18 protein-coding genes and 3 pseudogenes are annotated in these 21642 nt (G+C 57.0%); 10 read left to right on the forward strand and 11 right to left on the reverse strand.

Annotated elements, in window-relative coordinates:
• Positions 1–302 precede the first annotated feature (302 nt).
• From HB376_RS39380 to HB376_RS39390, 3 genes are all read right to left on the reverse strand, one after another.
• On the reverse strand, positions 303–1271 hold the full coding sequence (locus HB376_RS39380) for a quinone oxidoreductase (protein ID WP_213769097.1): 969 nt from the start codon (positions 1269–1271) through the stop codon (positions 303–305).
• A gap of 334 nt (positions 1272–1605) precedes the next feature.
• A complete protein-coding gene (locus HB376_RS39385) occupies positions 1606–2697 on the reverse strand; it encodes a Gfo/Idh/MocA family oxidoreductase (protein WP_213769098.1) in 1092 nt (363 codons plus the stop codon).
• Positions 2694–3149 carry a nuclear transport factor 2 family protein gene (locus HB376_RS39390; RefSeq protein ID WP_213769099.1) on the reverse strand — a complete coding sequence of 152 codons (456 nt, stop codon included), beginning with the start codon at positions 3147–3149 and terminating at the stop codon, positions 2694–2696. The genes HB376_RS39385 and HB376_RS39390 overlap by 4 nt, the downstream gene beginning before the upstream one ends.
• Before the next feature lie 109 nt (positions 3150–3258).
• On the opposite strand from HB376_RS39390, the gene HB376_RS39395 reads away from it, so the two are divergent.
• Positions 3259–4194 (forward strand): AraC family transcriptional regulator, encoded by a 936-nt coding sequence (locus HB376_RS39395; protein ID WP_213769100.1) that lies wholly within the window; start codon positions 3259–3261, stop codon positions 4192–4194.
• A gap of 154 nt (positions 4195–4348) precedes the next feature.
• Here HB376_RS39395 and HB376_RS39400 read toward each other — a convergent pair.
• Positions 4349–4972, reverse strand: a pseudogene (locus HB376_RS39400) (helix-turn-helix domain-containing protein); the annotation flags it as partial.
• A gap of 84 nt (positions 4973–5056) precedes the next feature.
• Positions 5057–5674 carry a TetR/AcrR family transcriptional regulator gene (locus tag HB376_RS39405; protein WP_213769101.1) on the reverse strand — a complete coding sequence of 206 codons (618 nt, stop codon included), beginning with the start codon at positions 5672–5674 and terminating at the stop codon, positions 5057–5059.
• Positions 5675–5765: 91 nt separating this feature from the next.
• Here HB376_RS39405 and HB376_RS39410 point away from each other — a divergent pair, with 91 nt between their 5' ends.
• From HB376_RS39410 to HB376_RS39440, 7 genes and pseudogenes are all read left to right on the forward strand, one after another.
• Complete coding sequence (locus HB376_RS39410) at positions 5766–6374, forward strand: short chain dehydrogenase (protein WP_218627509.1); 609 nt, start codon at positions 5766–5768, stop codon at positions 6372–6374.
• Positions 6375–6917: 543 nt separating this feature from the next.
• Positions 6918–7307, forward strand: a complete 390-nt coding sequence (locus HB376_RS39415; protein ID WP_213769102.1) for a hypothetical protein — start codon at positions 6918–6920, stop codon at positions 7305–7307.
• A gap of 268 nt (positions 7308–7575) precedes the next feature.
• The gene (locus tag HB376_RS39420; protein WP_213769103.1) at positions 7576–8292 is read left to right on the forward strand and encodes an alpha/beta fold hydrolase; all 717 of its coding nucleotides are present in this window, start codon (positions 7576–7578) and stop codon (positions 8290–8292) included.
• A 75-nt stretch (positions 8293–8367) separates the two neighbouring features.
• Complete coding sequence (locus tag HB376_RS39425; RefSeq protein WP_255631860.1) at positions 8368–9213, forward strand: helix-turn-helix transcriptional regulator; 846 nt, start codon at positions 8368–8370, stop codon at positions 9211–9213.
• Between the two features lie 266 nt (positions 9214–9479).
• Positions 9480–10688, forward strand: coding sequence for an MFS transporter (locus HB376_RS39430; protein ID WP_213769104.1), 1209 nt, complete (start codon positions 9480–9482; stop codon positions 10686–10688).
• 75 nt (positions 10689–10763) lie between these two features.
• Positions 10764–11527 (forward strand): annotated as a pseudogene (locus HB376_RS39435) (phytanoyl-CoA dioxygenase family protein).
• A gap of 50 nt (positions 11528–11577) precedes the next feature.
• Positions 11578–12493: pseudogene (locus HB376_RS39440) on the forward strand (Kdo hydroxylase family protein).
• A gap of 202 nt (positions 12494–12695) precedes the next feature.
• On the opposite strand, the gene HB376_RS39445 reads toward HB376_RS39440, so the two are convergent.
• On the reverse strand, positions 12696–13562 hold the full coding sequence (locus tag HB376_RS39445; protein WP_213769105.1) for an SDR family NAD(P)-dependent oxidoreductase: 867 nt from the start codon (positions 13560–13562) through the stop codon (positions 12696–12698).
• 276 nt (positions 13563–13838) lie between these two features.
• On the opposite strand from HB376_RS39445, the gene HB376_RS39450 reads away from it, so the two are divergent.
• A complete protein-coding gene (locus HB376_RS39450; protein ID WP_213769106.1) occupies positions 13839–14210 on the forward strand; it encodes a helix-turn-helix domain-containing protein in 372 nt (123 codons plus the stop codon).
• 85 nt (positions 14211–14295) lie between these two features.
• Here HB376_RS39450 and HB376_RS39455 read toward each other — a convergent pair whose 3' ends face one another.
• The gene (locus HB376_RS39455) at positions 14296–15087 is read right to left on the reverse strand and encodes a hypothetical protein (RefSeq protein ID WP_213769107.1); all 792 of its coding nucleotides are present in this window, start codon (positions 15085–15087) and stop codon (positions 14296–14298) included.
• A gap of 21 nt (positions 15088–15108) precedes the next feature.
• On the opposite strand from HB376_RS39455, the gene HB376_RS39460 reads away from it, so the two are divergent.
• The gene (locus tag HB376_RS39460; protein WP_213769108.1) at positions 15109–15321 is read left to right on the forward strand and encodes a hypothetical protein; all 213 of its coding nucleotides are present in this window, start codon (positions 15109–15111) and stop codon (positions 15319–15321) included.
• Between the two features lie 35 nt (positions 15322–15356).
• Here the strand turns inward: HB376_RS39460 and HB376_RS39465 are convergent, their stop codons facing one another.
• From HB376_RS39465 to HB376_RS39480, 4 genes are all read right to left on the reverse strand, one after another.
• Positions 15357–16601, reverse strand: coding sequence for a thioredoxin domain-containing protein (locus HB376_RS39465; protein WP_213769109.1), 1245 nt, complete (start codon positions 16599–16601; stop codon positions 15357–15359).
• Positions 16602–16695: 94 nt separating this feature from the next.
• The gene (locus HB376_RS39470) at positions 16696–17019 is read right to left on the reverse strand and encodes a thioredoxin family protein (protein ID WP_213769110.1); all 324 of its coding nucleotides are present in this window, start codon (positions 17017–17019) and stop codon (positions 16696–16698) included.
• A gap of 33 nt (positions 17020–17052) precedes the next feature.
• The gene (locus tag HB376_RS39475; protein ID WP_213769111.1) at positions 17053–18789 is read right to left on the reverse strand and encodes an ABC transporter ATP-binding protein/permease; all 1737 of its coding nucleotides are present in this window, start codon (positions 18787–18789) and stop codon (positions 17053–17055) included.
• Positions 18790–18866: 77 nt separating this feature from the next.
• Positions 18867–21254, reverse strand: coding sequence for a TonB-dependent receptor (locus HB376_RS39480; RefSeq protein WP_213769112.1), 2388 nt, complete (start codon positions 21252–21254; stop codon positions 18867–18869).
• Positions 21255–21642: the final 388 nt, after the last annotated feature.

Below are 21642 nucleotides of genomic sequence, written 5' to 3' on the forward strand. Positions count from 1 at the left end.
CAAGCACAACCGTCATCCGAAACCGTTCATCTGGACAGCAAAGGCTTCCGACATCCTCGCGAAAGTCACGCGTGCCAGGGCCAAACTGAATAAGATGCAATCCGTTTGACGCACACCACTAGGAGATTTCTAGGACGACCCGCCCCGTTGTTGCTCCTGTCTCCAAGGTGGTATGCGTATCTCTCACACACTCGAAAGTATCTGTTCCGCTGAGCAATCGTAAGAGGGAAACCTGCCTGTGCTAAGCGTATGGCAATGGCAGCTCCTATGCCTCGTGCCTCACAAAGCGACTTTCTTGTTTTTCATGGGATAAGCACCAACTTACCTGAGGTCTTGCGGCTCCACATATCAGCCTGGGCCGTCGCCGCATCCGCCAACGCGTATTCGCCGCCGTTAAACACCTTGAGTTTCCCTTCGCGCATCCACTCGAACAGTTGCGCCGCGTGCGAGCGCAACAACTCCGGTGTTCGAATGTGGTGAGCGAAGGACGCGTAACCGATCTTGATGCTCTTGGGCAGTCGGAACAGTTCGACTGTTGCATCCGCCTCTAGCACAGGCCCATACCAGCAAAAGGTACCTGAATAGCGCAATACGTTGAGCGATGCCTGGAAAGTCGTCGGCCCCGAACCGTCGTAAACCACATGCACACCGTCTCCTCCTGTCAAATGCATCACGGCATCGAAGAAATGGCCTTCGCGGTCCACTATCACGTGATCTGCGCCAGCCTCTTTCGCTGCCGGCACTTTGGATTCCGATGAAACGCGACCAATGACTTTGCCGCCGCTCAATTTGATGATCTGAACCAGCAACGAACCCACGCCACCGGCTGCGGCATGTACCAGTGCGATATCGCCTTGCTGGATTGGATAGAAGTCGGTAGCGAAGTGGCTGGCGGTGAAGCCGTTCATCATCAGCGACGCAGCAGTCCGATCGTCAATGTCATCTGGCACCGACACCAGTGCCGCCGTCGACACCACGACCTTCTCCGCATAGCTGCCCGGAGCATAGGCCCAAGCCACCCGTTGCCCGACCTCAAGGTCATACACACCGTTGCCCAGTGCCAGCACGCGCCCGGCACCTTCAACGCCGAGGGTTTTGGGATTGGGCATGTTAGTCCAGGCCATTCCCTGGCGAACTCCAATATCCATGAAATTCACGCCGGCAGCGGCGACACCGACAAGGACTTCACCCGGGCCGGGAATCGGATCGCTTCGCTCGACGTACTCAAGCATGTCTAGATTACCAATACCGTTCATCACGACTGCTTTCATCTTTTATCCATTATTGAAATGATCGTTCAAGAATATGGCAAAAATTTTTATCGAAAAACTTGCAGGGCTAACTGGCCGAGCGATGCCAGTTCTATGTCACCTGTGTCTCCACGCGCCGACAAACGGATGCGTACAGGTTTTTCCTGCGATGTCCCGGAGGAGGGAGTGGACCCAGCCGATGCGCGTCGTCAACCTTTCTCATCTGCTAGTCGGCCGGATTGATTCCTGCCGCCTTGACCCGCACGAGAATGTCCGTGTCGCGTCCGGTGGCAGACTGTTCTATCTGTTGGCGCTAGAGAACTTCAGGGCCTCTGGGCTCCGTGCCATTATCAGGTCAGCCATGCTGCTCACTACTGCTCCGCTCGATCTTCGCAAGCAACTGGTGCAAATCTACGGCATCCGCGAAAGTAGGGCTGAACTGTGTGTCGGATCGGATGTCCGACGCGAGCCGCTCATAGGCGAGCGCGATACTTTGCGGGATGCCGTCCTCGAAGCGGTCAGCGCCATAACTACTGGGGATTTCGATATCGTGCAGCGCTTCCTCGCCCTGGGCGCTCTGGACCTTAAAGCCACCCACGCCGATATAGGCGACAGGCGTCGTTACGACGAGGTCGCCGCTGCTGCCGTTGATCTCCCAATGGAAGTTGGTGGCACGCGACAGGCCGCCCCTGAAATGGGCGTTGAGAAAGACGCCATTTTCCAGAAGGCCGGATACTCCGATCTGATCGGGAACATGCATCGGGGCATCTTCACCGTTCTCAACGATCCGCGTCGCTTTGCGGACCGTGGCGAGCGTCCCGCAGACACTAGCGAACCGCGAGTCCAACGCATAGAGAACGCCATCGATGGTATGTCCGAAGGACACGCGTAACATGCCTGCGCCATTTCGCGGATCGAGGGTGTACTTATATCCTTCCTCCATCGCCTCGCCCCAGATGATCCCAGAACCGATAAGCGTCGATGACCGAACCTCTCCGATATAACCTTGCTTAATGAGGTCGCGCACGAAGTTGATGGCCGGCGCAGCTCTGGTCTGGAGACCGATCGCAGTATGAACGCCTTTCGCCCGCGCCAGCTCGTCCATCTTGATGGCATCTTCCAGATTGGCGCCCAGAGGCCACTCGCACAACACCGATTTGCCCGCGTTTATGGCGAGCGTGACGAGCTCAAGATGGCGGGGTACCTTGACCGCAATGACAACGAGATCCACATCGGCGCGCTCGACCAATTCTTCGGTTGACGCGACGGCGGTGCGAATACCGAATTTCTCGGCCGCCGCTTTCGCCAAAATAGAATCGTGGTGGCTGAGGGCCGTGATTTCATAGTCGTCAGGTAGAAGGCGCAGCGCAGGGATGTGGGCGACCGCCGCCCACCCTTTTTCCGGGTGAACGCCGACGATTCCAACTCTGATTGGGCTTTTGCTCATGCTTGATGATCCTGTTTCTGAATTTCGAAGATGGTGCGGCGCAGTTCCAAGTGCGTGATGATCCAGTCGCCGTCTGCGTGGTGCCAAGTCTCGTGATAGTGGCCATAGCCATGCATGGACCGCGATCCCTCGGAGTTGCTCGCAGGGAAGACGATGTAGTCCTCCATCGACCAGATCGCGCTTGCTGTCGTTGCGGTAGTCAGCTCGATTTCAGGGTTGTGAACCTGATGGATGGTCTGCGCCCCATGCAGAGTCGCTGCCGTCAGCTCAATGAACTGCTCGAGATCGCTGAATTCATAGAGCAGCTCACCGGCGACGCCGTAGAAAGCAAGGTGAGCCTGTGGGGCAAACAGTTGCTTGAGGCTGTCCCATTGCTTCAAGTCAATGAATCGGCAGTAGCGTGCCTTGGCTTGACGGATGTTTTCCAGCTCTGTGAGCTGCTGCAGGTTCATAGCCTTCGTCCTCTTTTTCTACGAGGCGTTGATCATATATACTTGGAAATGGACTATCTATTCTTAATAGTCTATATTTTTTGCTCAATCGTACAAATCTGATCGAATCATGGATCCGTTGTCTGAAATTTTCAGTTCGATACACATGGAGAGAGCCGTGTCCACGCGGTTGGAAGCGGCCGCGCCTTGGGGGTGGCGGTCGTCAGGTACGGATCCCAACCGGGTTACTTTCGTCCTGGTGCTGCGCGGTTCCGGAATACTGACGACGAAACGGCAGGAGAAGCCGGTTCATCTAGCTGGAGGCGATGTATTCATCACTCTCGATGGTGATCCATACACCCTTGTCGACCACCTGGAATCAAAGGTGGTTGATTGCAGTGTTGTCGAGGGAAATAGAGTTGGTAACGTGATCAAGTTTGGCGGCACAGGCGCACCGACAACATTCATCAGCGGTTCGTTCGTCGTTGATGAACTTCAAGCAAAGCCTATCTTGTCAGTGCTTCCATGCTTTTTGCACCTGAGATTGGAGCAAAGCCGAAGCCACGCATTCCAGTCTATTCTTGAGCTATTGGCGGTTGAAGTTGAACAACCCGGTCTGGCTTCCGACGCCACCATCGTCCGTTTGTATGAGCTCCTGTTTGTGCATGCCGTTCGAGCGTATGCCAGTACTAGGACGATCCCCGAAGGCGGCTGGTTGGCCGCTATTTCCGACAAGCACCTCGGAGAAGCAGCCAAGGCGATGCATGCCAATCTTGAGCATGGCTGGTCGCTTGAGAAGCTGGCCGAGCGCGCCGGGATGTCGAGATCGGCCTTCGCATCTAAATTCAAATCGACTGTCGGGCAATCGCCCTTGGAATACCTGACGCACTGGCGGATGCATCGAGCGATGCTATTGATTCGAACCGGTGGCAACTCGCTGTCAGAGGTCGCGCAAGCTGTCGGGTATGCTTCGGAAAGCGCTTTCAATCGCGTGTTCAAACGCTACGCAGGTAGTACACCTGCCGCGTTCCGACGGAAGACTTATTCAATCAGCGGGACCACCTGATTCGCTTGCAGTAGTAACGGACCGCAAGCTTTAGCACAGCGCTGGCATGAGCTGATAACGGTGATTGTCGTCGTCGACAATGCCGGAATTTGGCCTTGCGGTGACTGCTAGTACGTTCGCAACCCTAAACGATATTGCAATACTGTCCAGAAAGTTACTTTGTCTGTACTGTGTGTCGTTTCCGGTACTCAGCAGGGGTGATGCCGACATATTTCTTGAAGATTCGACGCAGGGTGTCTGCGTTGGCAAAGCCACATTTGGACGCCACCAGCTCGGGTGTGTCATGCCCATTCTCCAGCAGATTTCGGGCAGCAGCTACACGCGTTGCTTCAACCCAGGCTCCTGGCGTAATGCCGACCTCGGCATGGAACAGGCGCGCAAAATGCCGGGGACTTAACCCTGCGTGCTTTGCCATGCTCGCAATGCTGTGATCGAGTTCGGGGTTGGCGGCGACCCAGCGTTGAACTTCTTGAAGCATCGATCGTCCTGTCGGGCCCGTTTCCCCTTTGCGACTGAACTGTAGTTGCCCGCCTGGCCGCTTGAAATACATGACCAGTTGCCCGGCGACGCGTCTTGCGATGTCGCGCCCGAGATCCTCTTCGACCAGGGCAAGGGCAAGGGCAAGGGCAAGATCTAGCCCAGCTGTTACACCCGCTGCGGTGCGTAACTTTCCATCGCGTACGTAGAGCGCATCCTCATCGATCTGCAGCGACGGATAGGTGTGGAGCAAAGTGTCGACCGCTGCCCAATGGGTCGTGATATGGCGACCATCCAGCAAGTGTTGGCGGTCTGTGTGTCGCGTGCGACATCTGGCGAAATCACGCTCGATCTCTGATGGATCGAGTGCTGGCTTGACAGGGATTTATGCCCTGGTCCGCGAGGCACGAATTTCCGTCTGCAATCTCGCGAAACCGTCGCTCAGATAATCGGCCAGGGGGCGCTTGCCTTTGCCGTCGCGCCAGTTTTCCATGGCCAGCCGCATCGTCCCGATGGCTACCATCGCAACAGCACGCAGCGCCGCCCGACGTTCCTGGTCTGGCCACACCTCGCACAAGGCCTCGAATACGGTCGTTTCCATCTCGACAAAGATCGCCTGCTTGCGGACGCGCAGTGCGTCCGTCGAGCGCATGAGGCTGTCCACCACGATGGATCGCTTGTTCTCGTAGCGGGAGACCAGTTCGATCAGGCAACGACGTACGGCGGTGAGCGGCACCTGCCTGGGCGATATGGCTATCAGGGACGGGCGCAGCGCTTCGAGCAAGCCGTCTCCCTGCCAGTATCTCAGAATATCTTCCTTGGTCTTGAAGTAGTAGAAGAACGTCCGAGCGGCGATACCAGCCTCGGCTGCGATGGCCTCCAGTGTTGTGCCGTCGTAGCCATTTTCCACGAATAGCCGCAGGCCGGTTTCAGCGATGCGTTCAAGCGTTTCGCGCCGCTTGCGTTCGCGCAGTCCTTCCTTCTTCTCTTCCTTGTCCGTCATGGATGCCACTTTCCGTCGAAATCAGTGCTTGAAATTTTACAGTAAATGCGATAATTTATTTTTGCAGTCACTGTAAATTTATGGGGAAATCATGAGAGCAATCGTTATTGGGAGCGGCACGGTTGGCACCGCCGTGAAGGCAGCGCTGCAAGGAAAGGGTCACGAGATCGTGTCTGTCGCTCGTTCATCCGGGGATTTCCGGGCAGACCTTTCAGATATGGCAAGCCTGAAGGCCCTCTTCAGCACAGTTGGTCATTTCGATGCGGTGGCGTGCGCGGCGGGGGACGTTTTCCCGGCGCCGCTTGAACTGACGAGGGACGAACAATGGGCCGATTCGATCAAGGCGAAGGGCATGGGGCAGATCAATCTGGTACGGGCGGCACTTCCGTATATCGCGGACAAGGGTTCATTCACGCTGATTTCGGGCGTACTGACGGATGAATATCTGGCTGGCGGCGCTATCGGTACCGTTGTCAATCACATCGTCGAGGGCTTCACGAAATCGGCTGCCGTCGAATTACCGCGCGGTGTGCGGATTAACTGCGTGAGTCCCACAGTGCTGACGGAGTCAGTTGCCTATCATCCGTATTTCCCAGGTTTCATTCCTGTTGAAGCCTGGGAGGTTGGGCAAGCCTATCTTCGTGCGATGTCCAATCCGTTTACCGGGCGCGTTCTCAAGCTCTACAAGACGGATTGCTGAGTCGGATGGCCTCGAAATCGGACGGCTGCCGATTTCGTTGTCGCAGCCATGTCAGTGCGTCAGGAATGGTTCGACAGAGGTGACGGCAATGGCGGTTGCATGTGCGATGCAGACGAAAAAAGACATCAGTCCGATTAGCAGCGGTGAGTGCCGGGTACCCGACAGTTGTATCCTAAACTTGGACCCTATGAGGCCGTAAACAAGTGGAGTAGTGCTCGGTGAGAAGATTCCACACGAGAGCATTGCGCTCGTATCCAGCATTCCTATCGGAGAGTATTCATGGCCTTATCGTCCATTGGTTCCAACCCCGGAGAAAACGTTTATGCCTAGGCAGGAAAAGGGCAGTCGTCGTCCGCGGCATCGTCGGCGCTCGGCGCGAGCGCGGGCGGCGCCTCTGCTTCAGCGCAGGCATCGTCCGCAGATGTAAGCTCTCAGTCGTCGACGCAGGTCACGCTCAGTCCGGAAGCAAAATCGCTTGCAGCACTCTCGTCAAACGGTGTCACTCTGACTCAGAGCAGCATCGCCGGACTGGATCTGCCGTCGTTGTCGTCGGTACGAGATAACCCGGCAGATCTCGCCAGCTATCTTCGAACGCTCAATTCGGAAACCGTCGCACCTCCGACCAATGCCGAAGGTAAGCAGGATGGGCAGATCAGCGAGGCAGCATTCGAACAGGTCGTCGAGCAGTTCGGTGGCAGCAAGACTCAAGCTGACCAGCTTTTCGGAGCGCTTGGCGCGGGCGACAGTAATCCCCTCACGAATGCCGAGTTGCTGCAAGGACTCGCGGCGACATCGGACAGCAGTAGCACCAGCTCGCAATCGCTGCTGACGTTGATGGATCAGAACGGTGACGGAAGCGCGAGCCAGACGGAATTTCTCGCGCTCGAAACAGCGCTTGTTGCGGCGGAAAAGGCACCTAAATCATCGCCCTGAATGGCAGGCGCGTGAGGAACCGGTCAACCCGGATGCGAACATCCTCGTGACTCGAATGGCCGGTTCCGATTGTTGTCCCGATCGCGACTATGGATGGCCGAATTGAGCGCGATGACAATCGCCATTCGGGGCATATTGGAGCGTGATCCTGCGGAGGGTTTCTACCCTCCGATTGCGCTGCAATGTTTTCGATTCAATATGTCGACGTGACGGGCACCCGTGGCTGCGGGATCGCGGAATTTTGTGAACTCGTGGCCTGGAGGTTGAAATGTCGACGTTCGTTCTTGTGCACGGCGCGTGGCGCGGGCAATGGTGCTGGTCCCGTGTCGCCTCTGCGTTGCGCGTACTTGGGCACGAGGTCTATTCGCCGAGTCTGACCGGCCTTGCGGATCGCAGCCATCTGGCCAGTCCGGAGGTCGATCTTGAAACGCACATTCTCGACATCGTCAATCTCGTGAAGTGGGAAGATCTGTCGGATGTCGTACTGTGCGGTCATTCATATGCGGGTTTCGTGATTACGGGCGTGGCGGACCGTATCCCCGAACGCCTGAACACGCTCGTCTATCTGGATGCCTTTGTGCCAGAGCATGGCATGTCGATGCTGGACGCAACCTCGCCCGTGCGTCGGGCGGCTCATCTGAGCCGTGTGGATCATGAGCGTGGTGGGTGGATGGTCAAACCTCCAGCGGTCCAGGCCAGGACTCATGATCCGGATTATCATCGTCGGGTTATGAGCCTGAGTACGCCACATCCGCTGCGCTGCATTGAGCAGAAGCTGTCCTTGAGCGGAGAGATCGACGGCAGAATACGACGTGTTTTTGTCGAAGCGACGGAATTCGCATCATCGCCGTTCAGAACACTGGCTTCGGAACTGCGCCAACAAGACGACTGGCAGGTCCACGCGGTGGCTTCTGATCACGACGTCATGCTCGACGAGCCTGACGAACTCGTGCGTATACTGCTTGCTGCGGCCAATGTCCGGTGACGCTTCATCCCGTTTTCGCGGGGTCTTTATCCGAATCATCGATAAACCATGCCAGTGACGGCGGCCGACTGAACAATGGCGAGTATCAAGCGCGAATCCAGACTGCCACGAAAAATGACCCTGCCACCTGAGCATCCTGGCGAGCGCCAGGATTCCCAGGTCGTTGCGGCGATGGCCAAGGACTATCCAGATAACGCGCTCATCGCCAGCCATGCGCATCGCCGATCGCAACTGGTCTTCGCGTCGGCGGGCGTGATGACGATCACGACCGGCCGTGACACATGGGTGGTTCCACCGCAGCGGGCCGTATGGATGCCGGCCGGGTTCGTGCATGAGATCCGTGCATCGGGCATGCTCAAAATGCGCACGCTTTATTTCGAGACCGGAACGGATATCGAGCGCGCTTTCCCAACGGAGTGCTCGGTTATTGACGTGACGCCGCTCATGAGGGAGTTGATCCTGCGTGCCACCGGCCTGGAAGGCAGCGAGGGGGATCGGCGGGCCCGACTGGAGCGGCTGGTTGCCGTTTTGCTCGATGAAACCCGAACTCTGTCGATTCTTTCGCTTCATCTCCCGATTCCCGACGATCCGCGCCTTGCGAAGATATGCGAGGGACTGATTGCCGACCCGTCGATTGATTTGACGCTCGATGAGTGGGGCAGGGATGTCGGCGCCAGCTCGCGTACTTTGACGAGACAATTTCTCGTGAGTACCGGGATGACTTTTACCCAGTGGCGACAGAAGGCCAGAATTCTGGCAAGCCTCCCCAAGCTGGCCCGTGGTGAAACGATCATATCGGTGGCGCTCGATCTGGGCTACGACAGTCCAAGCGCTTTCGGTGCGATGTTCAGGCGCACGCTTGGCGCTACACCGGCTGCTTACTTTCATAAAAATAGCCTGTCTGCCGAGTCCATGGAATGATCCCTCTGATTGGCTGTTTGCCTTCACAGCGGAGCAGTCGAAGTCATGATCCGAGACGAGTAGGGTGGCTTTCACCGGCCCCCGCGCGGTCTGGTACGAGTGCAAATGGACCAGGCTCAATCCCGTGAGCCGATGCATCCGGATCATGCATGATTGTCACTTTCTCGACGTGAATTGACCGGGACGCGAGCGACTGCCAATGAGATCTGGCTTAAATTCTCAATCTTAGCCCGTCCGTATCCGGGCCATGATTGCGAGAAATAGCCATGTCCATTAATGCCCCGGTCGGTGCTCAGACCGCAGCTTCAACCGCCTCCGACAGACGTCGCTTCTGGGCGGTCGCGCTTTGTGCCTGTTGCCCTTTCTTTGCGGTCTACGCGACGCAGCCGCTGTTGCCGTCTCTCGCACAGCTGTTCGGTACTAATGCGAGCGAGATCAGCCTGACGATTACGGCGACAACGCTTGCCGTTGCGATTGCGGCACCATTCAGCGGCGTCATCGCCGACACCATCGGGCGCAAGCTTGTCATCGTTGCCTGCATTCTCGGCCTCTCGATACCCATGGCCCTCGCTGCGACGGCGACATCGCTCGAGCAGCTCATCATCTGGCGTTTCATCCAGGGGCTGTTCATTCCGGGTATCTTCTCGGTCACGCTGGCTTACGTGGGGGAGGAGTGGAAGGGCAAGAACATCGGCATGGGCATGTCGGCCTATGTCTCTGGTAGCGTGGTAGGTAGCGTTTCCGGGCGCGTTATTTCTGGCATTGCCGCGGACCTCCATAGCTGGCGTGCCTCCTTTCTGGTGCTGGCGTGTCTCATCGCGCTCGGCGGCCTTTGCGTCTGGCTTCTGCTCCCGCGCTCGCAGCACTTCGAGCGCCAGCGCAGTATCGGCACAGGCCTTCTCAATATGGCCCGGCATCTGAAAAACCCCAGCCTGGTCGCCATCTACGCGTGCGCCTTCAACAACCTCTTTGTCTTTGTCAGCGTCTTCACCTATATCACCTTCTACCTGGTCAAACCGCCGTTCCTTCTCGGGAACGCCGCGCTGGGCTTCATGTTCCTGCTGAACCTGTTCGGTGCGTTTGCCAATCCGTTTGCGGCGCGGTGGATGGGGCGAGTCGGATACAAGGTTGGTTTGATCGCCGCACTCGCGACGAGTACGGTCGGCATTCTGCTCACGCTGATACCCAACCTCGTCGTGGCGCTGATCGGTGTAGCGCTCATTTCTACGGGCGTTTTCGTCGCCCAGACGGCCGCCACCGGGCAGATGGGAGCAGTCGCTGGCAGGGCGAAATCTTCGGCTGCGGGCGTCTATGTCTGCTGCTATTACGCGGGGGGTAGTGTCGGCGCATTTCTGCCTGGGTTCGCCTATGCGGCTGGAGGCTGGCCTGCGTGCATCGCATTGATTCTTGCCGTGAAGCTGATCAGCGCCATCATTGGCATCAAATATTTCAACCCTGTAGCGCCCAAAAACTAGCACCGTGCCAGTGCGGCTTCCAGCGAGGAGCGCACGCTGCGTCCGGTTGGATTTTGAAACATATCTGGACAGGTAATGCCCGATTCTTCATTCGCACGAGAGTACGGTGCCGTGTTAGATGGCGAGGGATATGTCGTCATCCGGCGTATGGTTGACGCTGAGCAGTGTGCCAAACTGTGCAAGCTGGCGTCTCAGGAACTTGCGGCGCGCAGGCCACCACTCGAATTCGAGGCCGACGTGGGTTACCCCGGCGCATCGCGTTCGCGGGATGCGCCAGGAGGCGAAACGATCAGGCGGCTGCTGGCGGTGTACGAGCGACATCCAGCCTTCTCCGCCTGGGCAACCTCAGCGGCCACCAGAGCATTGCTGGAAGCACATTTTTGTGGACCGGCCCGATTGTCTCTTGCACACCACAACAGCCTGATGAGCAAGTGCCCGGTGCATGGAACTGCAACAGGATGGCATCGGGATATCCGCTACTGGTCTTCGAACGTGATGACCTGATCTCGGCAAGGCTGGCCCTGGGTTCCGAACGGGCCTCCAACGGTGCAATCCAGTTTATTCCGCGTTCGCACCGTATGGACCTGGATCGAGGATGCTTCAATGAGGCTTTGTTTTTCCGTGAGGATATCCCGGAGAACCGGGCGCTCATCGACACAGGAATTGACGTCGAACTGGAGGCGGGTGACGCGGTATTTTTCCATTGCAACACGCTGCATCGGGCTGGCAGGAACCTGTCCGGGCAGGTGAAGCTTTCGCTGAATTTCGCCTGGCACGGTGCGGATAACCATCCGGTCTGGGGGACCCGATCGGCATCAATTCCCTCTGTCGAGATCTGATTTTCCGCAACATCGCACCGAGCGTAGGCCTCGCCTTTTCAGGGATTGAAATGAATCCAGGTTTGTCTCAGGTAGTACGTCTGGACGGTGACTGGCAGGCGCAGCTGTCGTCCGATCCTGCCGTTTTCCGTTCGCAATGTGCGCAGGCACTGGAACAGGGCAAGGTGCTGTATTTCCCGGAAACGGGATTCGAACTTGCTCCATCTGAAAAGGAGCTACTTCGCCCGGAGTTTGCCGATCCGGCGCAGGAATATCAGCCTCTCAGCGGACAGTAGCACCTTGTCCGGTGTGCTCGGAGACGCTACCGCGAAGCGCGGCATTCAGATGCTGATTGCGCGGTATCAGGCGTATGCGCGCCAGCTTGTCGCAAATCTGATTCCCGAATACAGGCCGCATCTGCGACCCGAACCGACGAGTCTGCGCCTTCACCCCGTCGAACATCGCAAGCGATCGTGGAAGGCGGATGATAGCCGCCTTCATGTGGACGCACTCCCATCCCGACCCAATCATGGCATGCGGATCGTTCGGGTTTTTGCCAACATCAATCCGGCTGGTGTACCTCGCGTATGGCGTGTCGGCGAGCCGTTCGAGCTCGCTGCGCGCCGGTTCGTCCCAGGCATCTCCCCGCAAAGGGCGGGCAGCGCCTGGCTCCTCGAAAAACTGCGAATCACGAAATCGAGGCGTACCCGATACGACCATCTGATGCTTGGCCTGCATGATGCGATGAAGGCAGACCTGACTTATCAACGGGACGGTTCGCAGGAGCTCGCATCGTCCCAGCCAGGCAGCACATGGATCTGCTTTTCCGACCAGACGTCGCACGCTGCGCTGTCGGGGCAGTTCATGCTGGAGCAGACATTTTTCCTGCCCGTCGCCGCGATGATCCGGCCTGAGTATGGGCCACTTGCGATTCTCGAACGGCTATCGGGGCAGCGCCTGCTTCCGTCGACCAGCTTGAATGCATGATAGACCAAGAGGGTGTCCGGAGCTACATCCGTCTGCTGGACGTATTCGTTCAGGGAAACGGCCTGGCCGGACAACTGGTTTATGCGGAATACCCGCGAGCAACCTGATGAGATATTGAGTGAGGGCGCACTGTAGAGGGGATTGCGCGGGGCGCCTGGCTGCCATTGCCGATGTTCTATAGAAAAAAAGGTGCTGCCGCACGTCAGGTCAAAAGAGAAGGATGAAGTTCGGGCGGCCCGCCCAGCGTGTAGCGATGTGAGACGGGATGCGAGCCGTCTATATCGCTTACACCAAGGAGGGCACCGATTTCCGCACCAATCAGCGCGCGCCCTGATAGAGCCATCCTTTGATCGGATTCGTATAGGGCGGCAATGACTCTTCCGGTGAACTGTGGCGACTCCCGCTTCGCGGTCGGACGTGATGCTGGGGGAAGCGCCATCAGATATGCACGAGCCCGTTCTGTATCCAATCCGCCCATCCAGATCGAAAACGCCGCGACATTGTGCGGACGTAATTCTTTGGCCATGTCGGCGGCCATCTTGTCCGATCCGGCCTTTTGCGCGCCGTAGACAGGGCCGTGGTAATAGCACACGGCCCCGTAGTGGCCCGTGTTCACAATCAGGCCTTTGCCATTGGCAATCAATAGAGGCGCGGCATGATAGCTCGCGACGAAGTGCGAGCGAAGACCTACCGTGATCAGATCTACGGCGGTGAGGGGCTTTTCCCAGAAGCCACCCACCATCGTCGTGGCGACCAGACTGGCCGCATTGTTGACCAGGATATCGAGCCTGCCGTACTCGTTGCGCAAGCGCTCGAAGAGCGAGGCAACGGCCGTGTCATCGGTATGGTCTACTGCGACCGCGATGCCCCGGCCACCTGCCTTGTCGATCAGGGAGGCGGTTTCGCTGATCGTGCCTCCATACGGGGAATCGTCGTCAGCAAGACTGCGACCTGTGACATATACCGTCATCCCAGCTTGGCCAAGCGCAAGTGCAATGCCTTTTCCCGCGCCGCGGCTGGCGCCGGTTACAACGGCTACCCTTTGCATGATCCTGTTCAATTCTCTCATTCGTTAATTAGCAGATGGGTTCATTAGGTTGAGTTCTATTCCACAAGCGCTGCCGGTGACGATCATTTGCGGTGGATGAATCCCTCGCGTCGCGTGGTTGAGTTTTGCTACTGGACCCGTGTGTTATTAGCTCTTGGCCGCCTCATCGCCACATGCTGATCTGTCCCGCGTTCGATATCGCTGGACCGATGCGAGAGATGGCTTAATAATTGACCGAGGTTAACTATAGAGCCATTTCGCTGGTTGAGAGAACGCATAAATGTGGGATCTAGTCACATGAGTATGACTGAGGACGGCCGTTATGTACTGAAGGACACGCGCCGTGTCGGCCGCGTGCTGACTCGTATTGGCGATAGGTGGAGTGTGCTTGTCATCGTCCTGCTTCGACCTGGCCCTCGTCGTTTCAACGACATCAAACGCAGCATCGAAGGGATCTCGCAGCAGATGCTGACGCGGACCTTGCGCGCATTGGAGCGCGATGGAATCGTATCGCGGACTGTCCTTCCCAGCAGTCCCCCGCAAGTGAAATACGCACTCACGAAACTTGGCCAATCGTTTGGCAAGCCTGTCGTGGCGCTTGGGAAATGGGCATGCGACCATATCGCGGAGATTGACGATGCCCAAAACAGGTTCGATGTGGATCAGTAAACGATTGGTCAATCAGAGTAGCTCTACAACGGCGATTGATTCAGTCTTTGGAGCAGCCTCTGAAAGTCCGGTCACAGTCTCCCACTTAAGCTGGCGGGCAAACGTCGCGTGTCATAGCTATAAGCCGGGTGGCTATGTGTCCGACCATTTTGGCCCGTAGCGCAAAGACCTGACTATGATGAAGGTCCATCTTCGCATAGAGCGCTTTGACCTCTGGACGCGCGTGCTTCTCCGCAAGCGCTTCGGAACGTGCTTCCCGGAGCTTCTCAATATGCTCTTTCAGAGCGATTTGCTCGGCTGTATAGACGAGCTCGGGCGTTTGCATCCGGGCGTGCAGTTGAGCGAGAGGCATGACAATTTCCTCTCCGATCACATTCGAATCCGCACAATCCGTTGCGGAGTTTTCGGTGATTTGCATGATCAGCCGATCAATTTCTCCAAACTCGGACGATGACTGTGCGCGATCCGCGAATTCCATCAGTGATCTCTGGACGCTTTTCCACTCTTCGCGGGTTGGAGAATTGCGCTGAATCGCTCGCAGATGCAGTGCCGCAACGCGCTCGACTGCCAGGCGCAATTCCGGGTTCACCGCCAGGCCGTCCATACCGATGCCCGGATCACTGAGTAACCAGTGAACGAGGCGCGCCGGTACGAGATAGAGATCGTCGCCCGGATCAATGGCGCTTACCCACTCGACGCCGAAGCGCTCGGCGCTCTCTTCAGCATCGATAGGCACACCATTTCGGACAAAAACCTGCTGCTGATGCATCTTTTCTTCGTGGATGAAGCAGTAGAGCTGGAGGGCGGATGCCGGTACGCCAAGTGTCGACGCACCGTATTCGACATCGCTTGCCTTGCCGAACAGGCAATACAACAACGCTGTGTCCGGATCAGAAAGATGAAATTGTGGATGCAGTATCCCGAATTGCTTGGGATCGTTGCCAGCCTCGATATGCGCCCTCAGTGCATCGATATATCGTTTTCGTTTATCCGCGCGACGCTGGGTGGCGAGTGGGAGTTCCCGTTCAAGATTATCGATGTAGCGTTGCTTGGCCGCGTCACCGGTCTCGATGTCAGTGGCAGGAAACGCGCTATAGCTTTTCGGGGATGAGAGGTGCATGGGAATGGAAATGTCGGATTGACCGATTAGGAGTTGGCGAGGCGCTTGATCAGGTACTGCGCATGAGAGGTTCGCGCCTGATGCCCGGCTTTTTCGATTGCATCCAATCGTAATTGCCGTTGCTTTTCCAATGTCGGACAGATCGAATAAGCTTTGGCCCACGCGTCGTCGATGAACTGCTGTTTCTTCCGTTCGTACTCGGCAAGCGCTTCCGGCTCCTCTGGACGGGGCCCAAGCGACTTCACGAACGGCGCCATCGAACGATTCGTGCTATCGAAAATCTCAGCCTCCTCTGCGGTCCACCATGTGGATGCAATCTGCTGCACAGGAAGCGAGACAGCTACCCGGATCAGCAAGAAGAACGCGGTGGCAGGAATGCTCGCGGCCGGCGTCGCGAGCGGAGCGATGGTGGCCAGGATGAGTGCGTCTTGTTTGCCGGTTGCAGGGCCTTTTTCTTCGATGCGCGCCTGCAAGGCTTCCCACTGAGCGGGCGGGACAGTGCCTGACAGCGCATCGCGTCGATGTAGATTGACCAGATCGGCCAGCAATGGCGCTGCTTCGCTTTCAGCGGGAACCTGGCCCATTACGTCGTTGAGTGTCCAGAGCAGGTAGTCGCGGGGGACTGAGCTCAGGTCCACGCCGACCGATATGGAACGGAGAAAATCCGTGGTGAATTGACGGCCGCTCGGGTCCGCAGCAAGCATCTCGTAAAAATAATTGTAGAGTGCATCAATCACGGGCGGCAGTCCAAGCACGTCGGGGTCGTCACGGTCCGATGTCTGGCCAATGGCGATCGTGGAAGGCAGATCGTCGCTACTGTGTTTCTGCGGTGGACCGCCAAGGCGTCCCTCGGCGATGGCTTGCTCGATACGGGCAATGCAACGCGCTTTGCGAGCCGGATCGTTGCCAAACGTGTTGGTGCCAGGATCCATGTGCGGTTCCGGTCCGGCAAGGAGCGCCTCGAGCAACAGCTTCAAGCCGGAAGCGTTGCCGCCGGCATGGCGGCCAACTTCTTCTCCGGCACGATAAGCGATCAGTGTCGGCACGCCACGCAGCTTGAAACGGTGCATGCTGTCCTTGTTCTGATCGACGTCGTACTTGACGATCCTGAGTTTGCCTTCGTGCTGAATGGCGATGCGCTCCAGCATTGGCGCGAGAGCCTTGCACGGCCCACACCACGGTGCCCAGAAGTCCAGCAAGACTGGAAGTGTCGATCGGAGGACATCGTTGTCGAAGGTCGCGTCGGTTGTGTCGATCAGGAGTGTGGTCATGGATGGTGTTTTTAGTGATCAATCCAGCATGCGCTGCGTCGGCGTGAGCTGACTCAAGAATCTTTTCGAATGCGACGCGCGACCTGATGTTGGTTTAGAAGCGGCTCTCCAGATAGCGCTCGAGTCGTGCGCGTGTACGTTCCTCGATGATCTCGATTTCCTGTCCATGTTGGTAAAGACTTAAGCGCGGGAGACTCCTCAGTCCGTGCTGCTGGCACAACTCAGGATTTTCGTCCGCATTGATCTTGACCACGAGAACCTTGTCGGCATACTCGGGAATGATTTGCTCGATGACACGGCCGAGCGCCAGACAGGGTGCGCACCAAGGTGCCCAGAAGTCGAGCAGTACGGGGAGCTTGGCCTGCAGAACGACTGCGTCGAACGTTTCGGTCGTGGCTGTCAGATAGGTCTTTTCCATCGGGGTTCTCCTTTGCATGCGACCGGTCCTGAATCAGGTGACGGCGACTCGGCTTGTTTGCCGCGCCTGCCCATTTTCGATTCGTAGTGCATGGGTATGAAAACGTTTGAGTGACGAATGATGGGAAACACTGATGATGGCTGCTTCAGGAAGCCGTTGAGTTATCAACTGGTACATTTTTGACTCGTTGTCCTCGTCCAATGCGCTGGTCGACTCGTCGAGCAAGAGGTAGTCCGGGCGTTGCAAAAGGGCGCGTGCGAACCCGAGTCGCTGTTGTTCGCCCGGAGACAGGTTGTTACCCCAACGCGCGACCTCATCAAGGACGTCGCCGTATTGACCAAGCTGGCAGTCGGTCAGCGCGCGCCGGCAGGTTTCGTCGTCGAACGCATATGGCTCTGCTGGATAGCACAATGCCGCCCTGAAGGTGCCGGGCGGAATATAGTTTTTTTGCGGCAGAAAGAAAAGTTTGGCGTTGGCCGGTAACGTGACCTGTCCTGCCCCGTAGTGCCAGATTCCCGCCAACGCGCGTAACAGCGTGCTTTTTCCCGCTCCCGAGGGACCGCTTACCATCCATCGCTCGCCAGGACGCAAGGTCAGCGTCAGACCTGAAACCAGCATGCGTCCCTGTGGCGTCTCCAGATCGAGGTCGCTCACTGAAATGGAATCTGACACCGAGCGATCGTAGTGCGGTCCCCTGGGACGGCTGCCCAGGTTTATTGCGGCGTCGAGGCCTGCGAGACGCGATACAACGACGCGATATTGCTGGAGCGCTACGAAATTATGTATGAACCATTGCAGCGACGCGGCGACCACACCAAACGTTGCGGAGAGTTGCGTCATGTCACCGAACGAGATCTGATGGCTCAGATAACGAGGCAGCAAAGCGAAGCCCGCGAATGAAGCCGAGACAAAGGCAATCCCCAACGTAACCGGCTCGAAGCGCAGGTTGAACATAAGGATGCGCCAGAAGTTTGCACGAACCCTGTCGAACGCTTGTCCCGCACGTTCGATCTCCATCGTGCCACCGCCAAGCAGTGCGATCTGTTCGACGTGCTCGCGCACACCGGTCATCGTGAAACGAAAGTTTGCTTCCGCCTGCTGCTTCTGGAACGTCAACGGTTGCAGCCGACGTCCCGCGAACTGGACGATGAACGACGTTATCAACGCGTAGACGATTGCCAGCCAAACCATGTAGTGAGGGACCTGGATGACGCTCCCAAATAGCGAAAATGCCAATGGGCCCGACTTGATCCAAAGCACCTTTGTGAATACAACCAACTGTGTTGCCGTTCCGAAGAGACCGAGAGAAAGCGTCAGCGAGGCGGTAACGAACTGGTCGATATCCTCGGTTATGCGCTGGTCGGGGTTGTCGACCAGTTGCTCCTGCTCGATCCAGTAGAAGGCTTTGCCGTCCATCCAGCGTCGCAGGAAGCGCTTGGTCAGCCAGCTACGCCAGTTGATTCCCAACGCCAGATTGATGAAGTTGACCGCGACGTTCACCCCGATGTCCAGGCCTAGAATGGCGAGGAAGCCGAGGAGCAGCGAGGGTATCGCGGTGGCGTCGTATCGGATGACCGTCTGTTGATAGTGGCCCATCCAGACCGTCAATGCGAGCCGGACATAGGTCAGTGAAAATGTCAGGATCAACAGGGCGGAGAACAATGCTATTGCCCCCCGTTTTCTATCGGACGTCCAATATGGGCGCAGGAGTGCCCACCACGCCTTGAGCGTTGCGGGTTGAGGCACAACAGTAGGGTTTTGCTTGATCATGCTAGGGAATGCAGGCCTCGATGATTGGACTAGCCGTCGGGAAGGCGGCGTCCGTTTTCGGGATGCCTTCGGGCGGGCTAGAACTGGTAGATGCTGGTGAGTACAAACGTCCGGCCCGGGAGGATGTTGAGAAACTCATCTTCTCCATTGGCGTCGTATTGCAAGCGGTTGAAAATATTCTTGACCCCGAACGTCGTAGTCCATTTCTTCGACCTGTAGAAAACGCTGGCGTCGGTGATCGCCTGCCCCGGGACATGATCAATCGGATTGGAAAGATCCGTTTGGCCGGCCTGGTATGACGATCTTACGGTGATGCCACCGCTGAGACCAAATCCCTGTAGGGCGGGCGTTTGAAATGCATATTCCGCCCATAGAGAAGCCTTGTGCCTGGCTTGCTGAGCTTCCACTTCGATGGCAGGGCCCGCCGGGTTCTGCTGGGCGTTGTAGGTGTAGTTGGCTATGATCTTGAGTCCGTTGGTAATCTGACCACTGATGTCAAGTTCAACGCCTTTTGTAACGTAGCCGGCCGGATCGATCAGGTTAAATCCTGGTAATGCCCCATCAGCGACGGCGACGTTCGTTTGCGAGCTTCGGTAGAGCGCTACAGAAGCAGTTACCCTGTCGTCCAGAAAGTTCCCTTTCAAACCAACCTCGGCATTCTTTCCCAGTGCCGCCGCCGCAGCTGCGCCGCCTACCAGGACGACATTGGCTTGAGGATTGAAAGTTTTCTGGTAGCTTGCGTACGCAGCTATGTCACCCGTCAATTGGTATAGGATTCCAATGTTCGGACTCCATGCGCTACTAGTAGAGGAACTCGTTGAGGTGCTAGACCATGACTGTCCATGCGAAATGCTCGCGAGGAGGTGGAATCTTCCGTATTTCAACTGATCCTGGAGGTAGAACTGGTTGGAATACCCGAATTCGGCGGCAGCCCCGGCGCTAGTAGGAACCGCGTCCTCGGGCGGAGTATTTGTAAATATGCTGCCAGGGAAAATGCCGGCCGCATCGAACCCGGCCGCGGTAGTCGTGATGCTTCGCTGATAGTTGAAACCCGCAACCAGATCGTGGCTGATGACGCCAGTATGGAACTTGCCTTCCAGGCTTTCCTGGAAACTCCAAGCGCGCTGATGGTCCGATCCAGCAACCGGGAGAAAAATTGCATCGCCGAGATCATCCGCAACCTTGCCCTCCGTAAAGTCGAAAGAGGTGACCGTTGCGTTATATGAGGCCTTGCTCTTCACGGACCAGACTGGTGAAAGGCGTTGCGAGAAGTCGTAGTAGAGCGTACTGGAATTTGTCCGAATATGATCGTTTTCGTCTCCAAACGCGTGGGTCACACGCGCTGGTGTTCCGTCAAGGAATACAGTGTAGTAGGGCAGCGGCTGGTGTTGAGTGTTCTGTTCGAAGCCTACGACGAGGTTGGTGTCGGCCGTCTGATACCCGATAGATGGCGCGATGTATAAATTCCGCGTTCCCACCGTTCCGCCGTACGATTCGCCTGTCCGTTCCCCGTTCACGATAAAGCGATAGTTCAGGTGGTTATCCTTTGAGATTGCGCCTCCTGCGTCCCCACCGATCAGGACGTCCCCATAGGACCCGACCTGCGTCTCAAACTCGTAGATGGGATCAGCCTGTGGCTGCTTGCGCACGACGTTGACTACGCCACCTGGGTTTGTTCCCCCGCTGACAATCGAATCTGCGCCTTTAACGACATCAATCCGTTCTACCCCGATCAGCGGAATAGCCAGCCCGTTCTGATACCCGGTCCCGTTGGAGGTATTGGTAACCAGGCCGTCGGTTGACACGGGCGCGGAGAAGCCTCTTATGTCAACGCTTGCCTGGCCTGACTGGCTGGGATCAATACTTACGCCGCTGACATTGCGAAGCACGTCCGCCACACTGGTCGCCTGCTGGCTGCGCATCACGGCCTGGGTGACCGTCTGCACAGCCATCGGTGTGTCGCTCGTGGGCGTGTCAGTGAGTGTTGCGGAACTGCTATTCTCCGCGGTGAAGCTGGTGACGTTCTGATTGGTGGCGGAGTCCCGAACTGTGATTTGCGGCAGCACAGCCGCTGCCGTGCGATCCTGAGCTGCAGCCTCGGAAGTACCACCGGACTTTTCGCGAATCGTCAATGCGCCGCTCGCGGTGGCTGCCCGTTCTAGTCCTGTGCCGAGCAATGCCTTGTCGATTGCTTGCTCGACTGTCAAGTTTCCTTTGACGCCCGGACTCTTGTAGTTGCTCGTCAACGCAGCATCGAATGAGATCGGACGGCGGCTTGCCGACGCGATGGCAACAAGAACCCGATCTAGCTGCCCCGCCGCAATGTCATAGCTGAGCGTCGTGACCGCAGCGGATGGTACCGATTGTGCGAAGGCCGACGTGTAGGTCAGCGGCACTTGGCATGCGATCAGGAGTGCCGCGCTAAGCGATGCGCGATTCAGTCTGTTTCCGCCCTTAATAGTCATTCGTTATCCTTAGAATATAAGATGTTGCATTGTTTTTTCCACCAGTCAGTGAGGCACTTTTTGCCAGTCGTGACTTCATGCCACAACGTTAGCGCACGTCATCGATCAAAAAGGGTCCACGCCTTAAAGATCTCAGCTTTGATACTTTGTCGAACTGCTCAGTGGAATTTCCAGTCGTTAGTGCTATTTTTTTGCCGCACTTCTTGTTCGGGGGCACCATCCAATGCACCGTACGACCATCAGTCGGATGTGTCTTCGTAGAGCTTCATTGGCGATCGGTTGAGAATCGAGCCTAAAGTCTTCCGTTTCCGTTTCCGTTTGAGTTTGCTCGTGCTGCTTATACGTCTGTATGTCGTCGCATCCACCTATTTTGTGGGCTTTGACGCCG

The sequence above is a fragment of the Caballeronia sp. dw_19 genome (assembly GCF_018449515.1).
GTDB lineage: Bacteria > Pseudomonadota > Gammaproteobacteria > Burkholderiales > Burkholderiaceae > Caballeronia.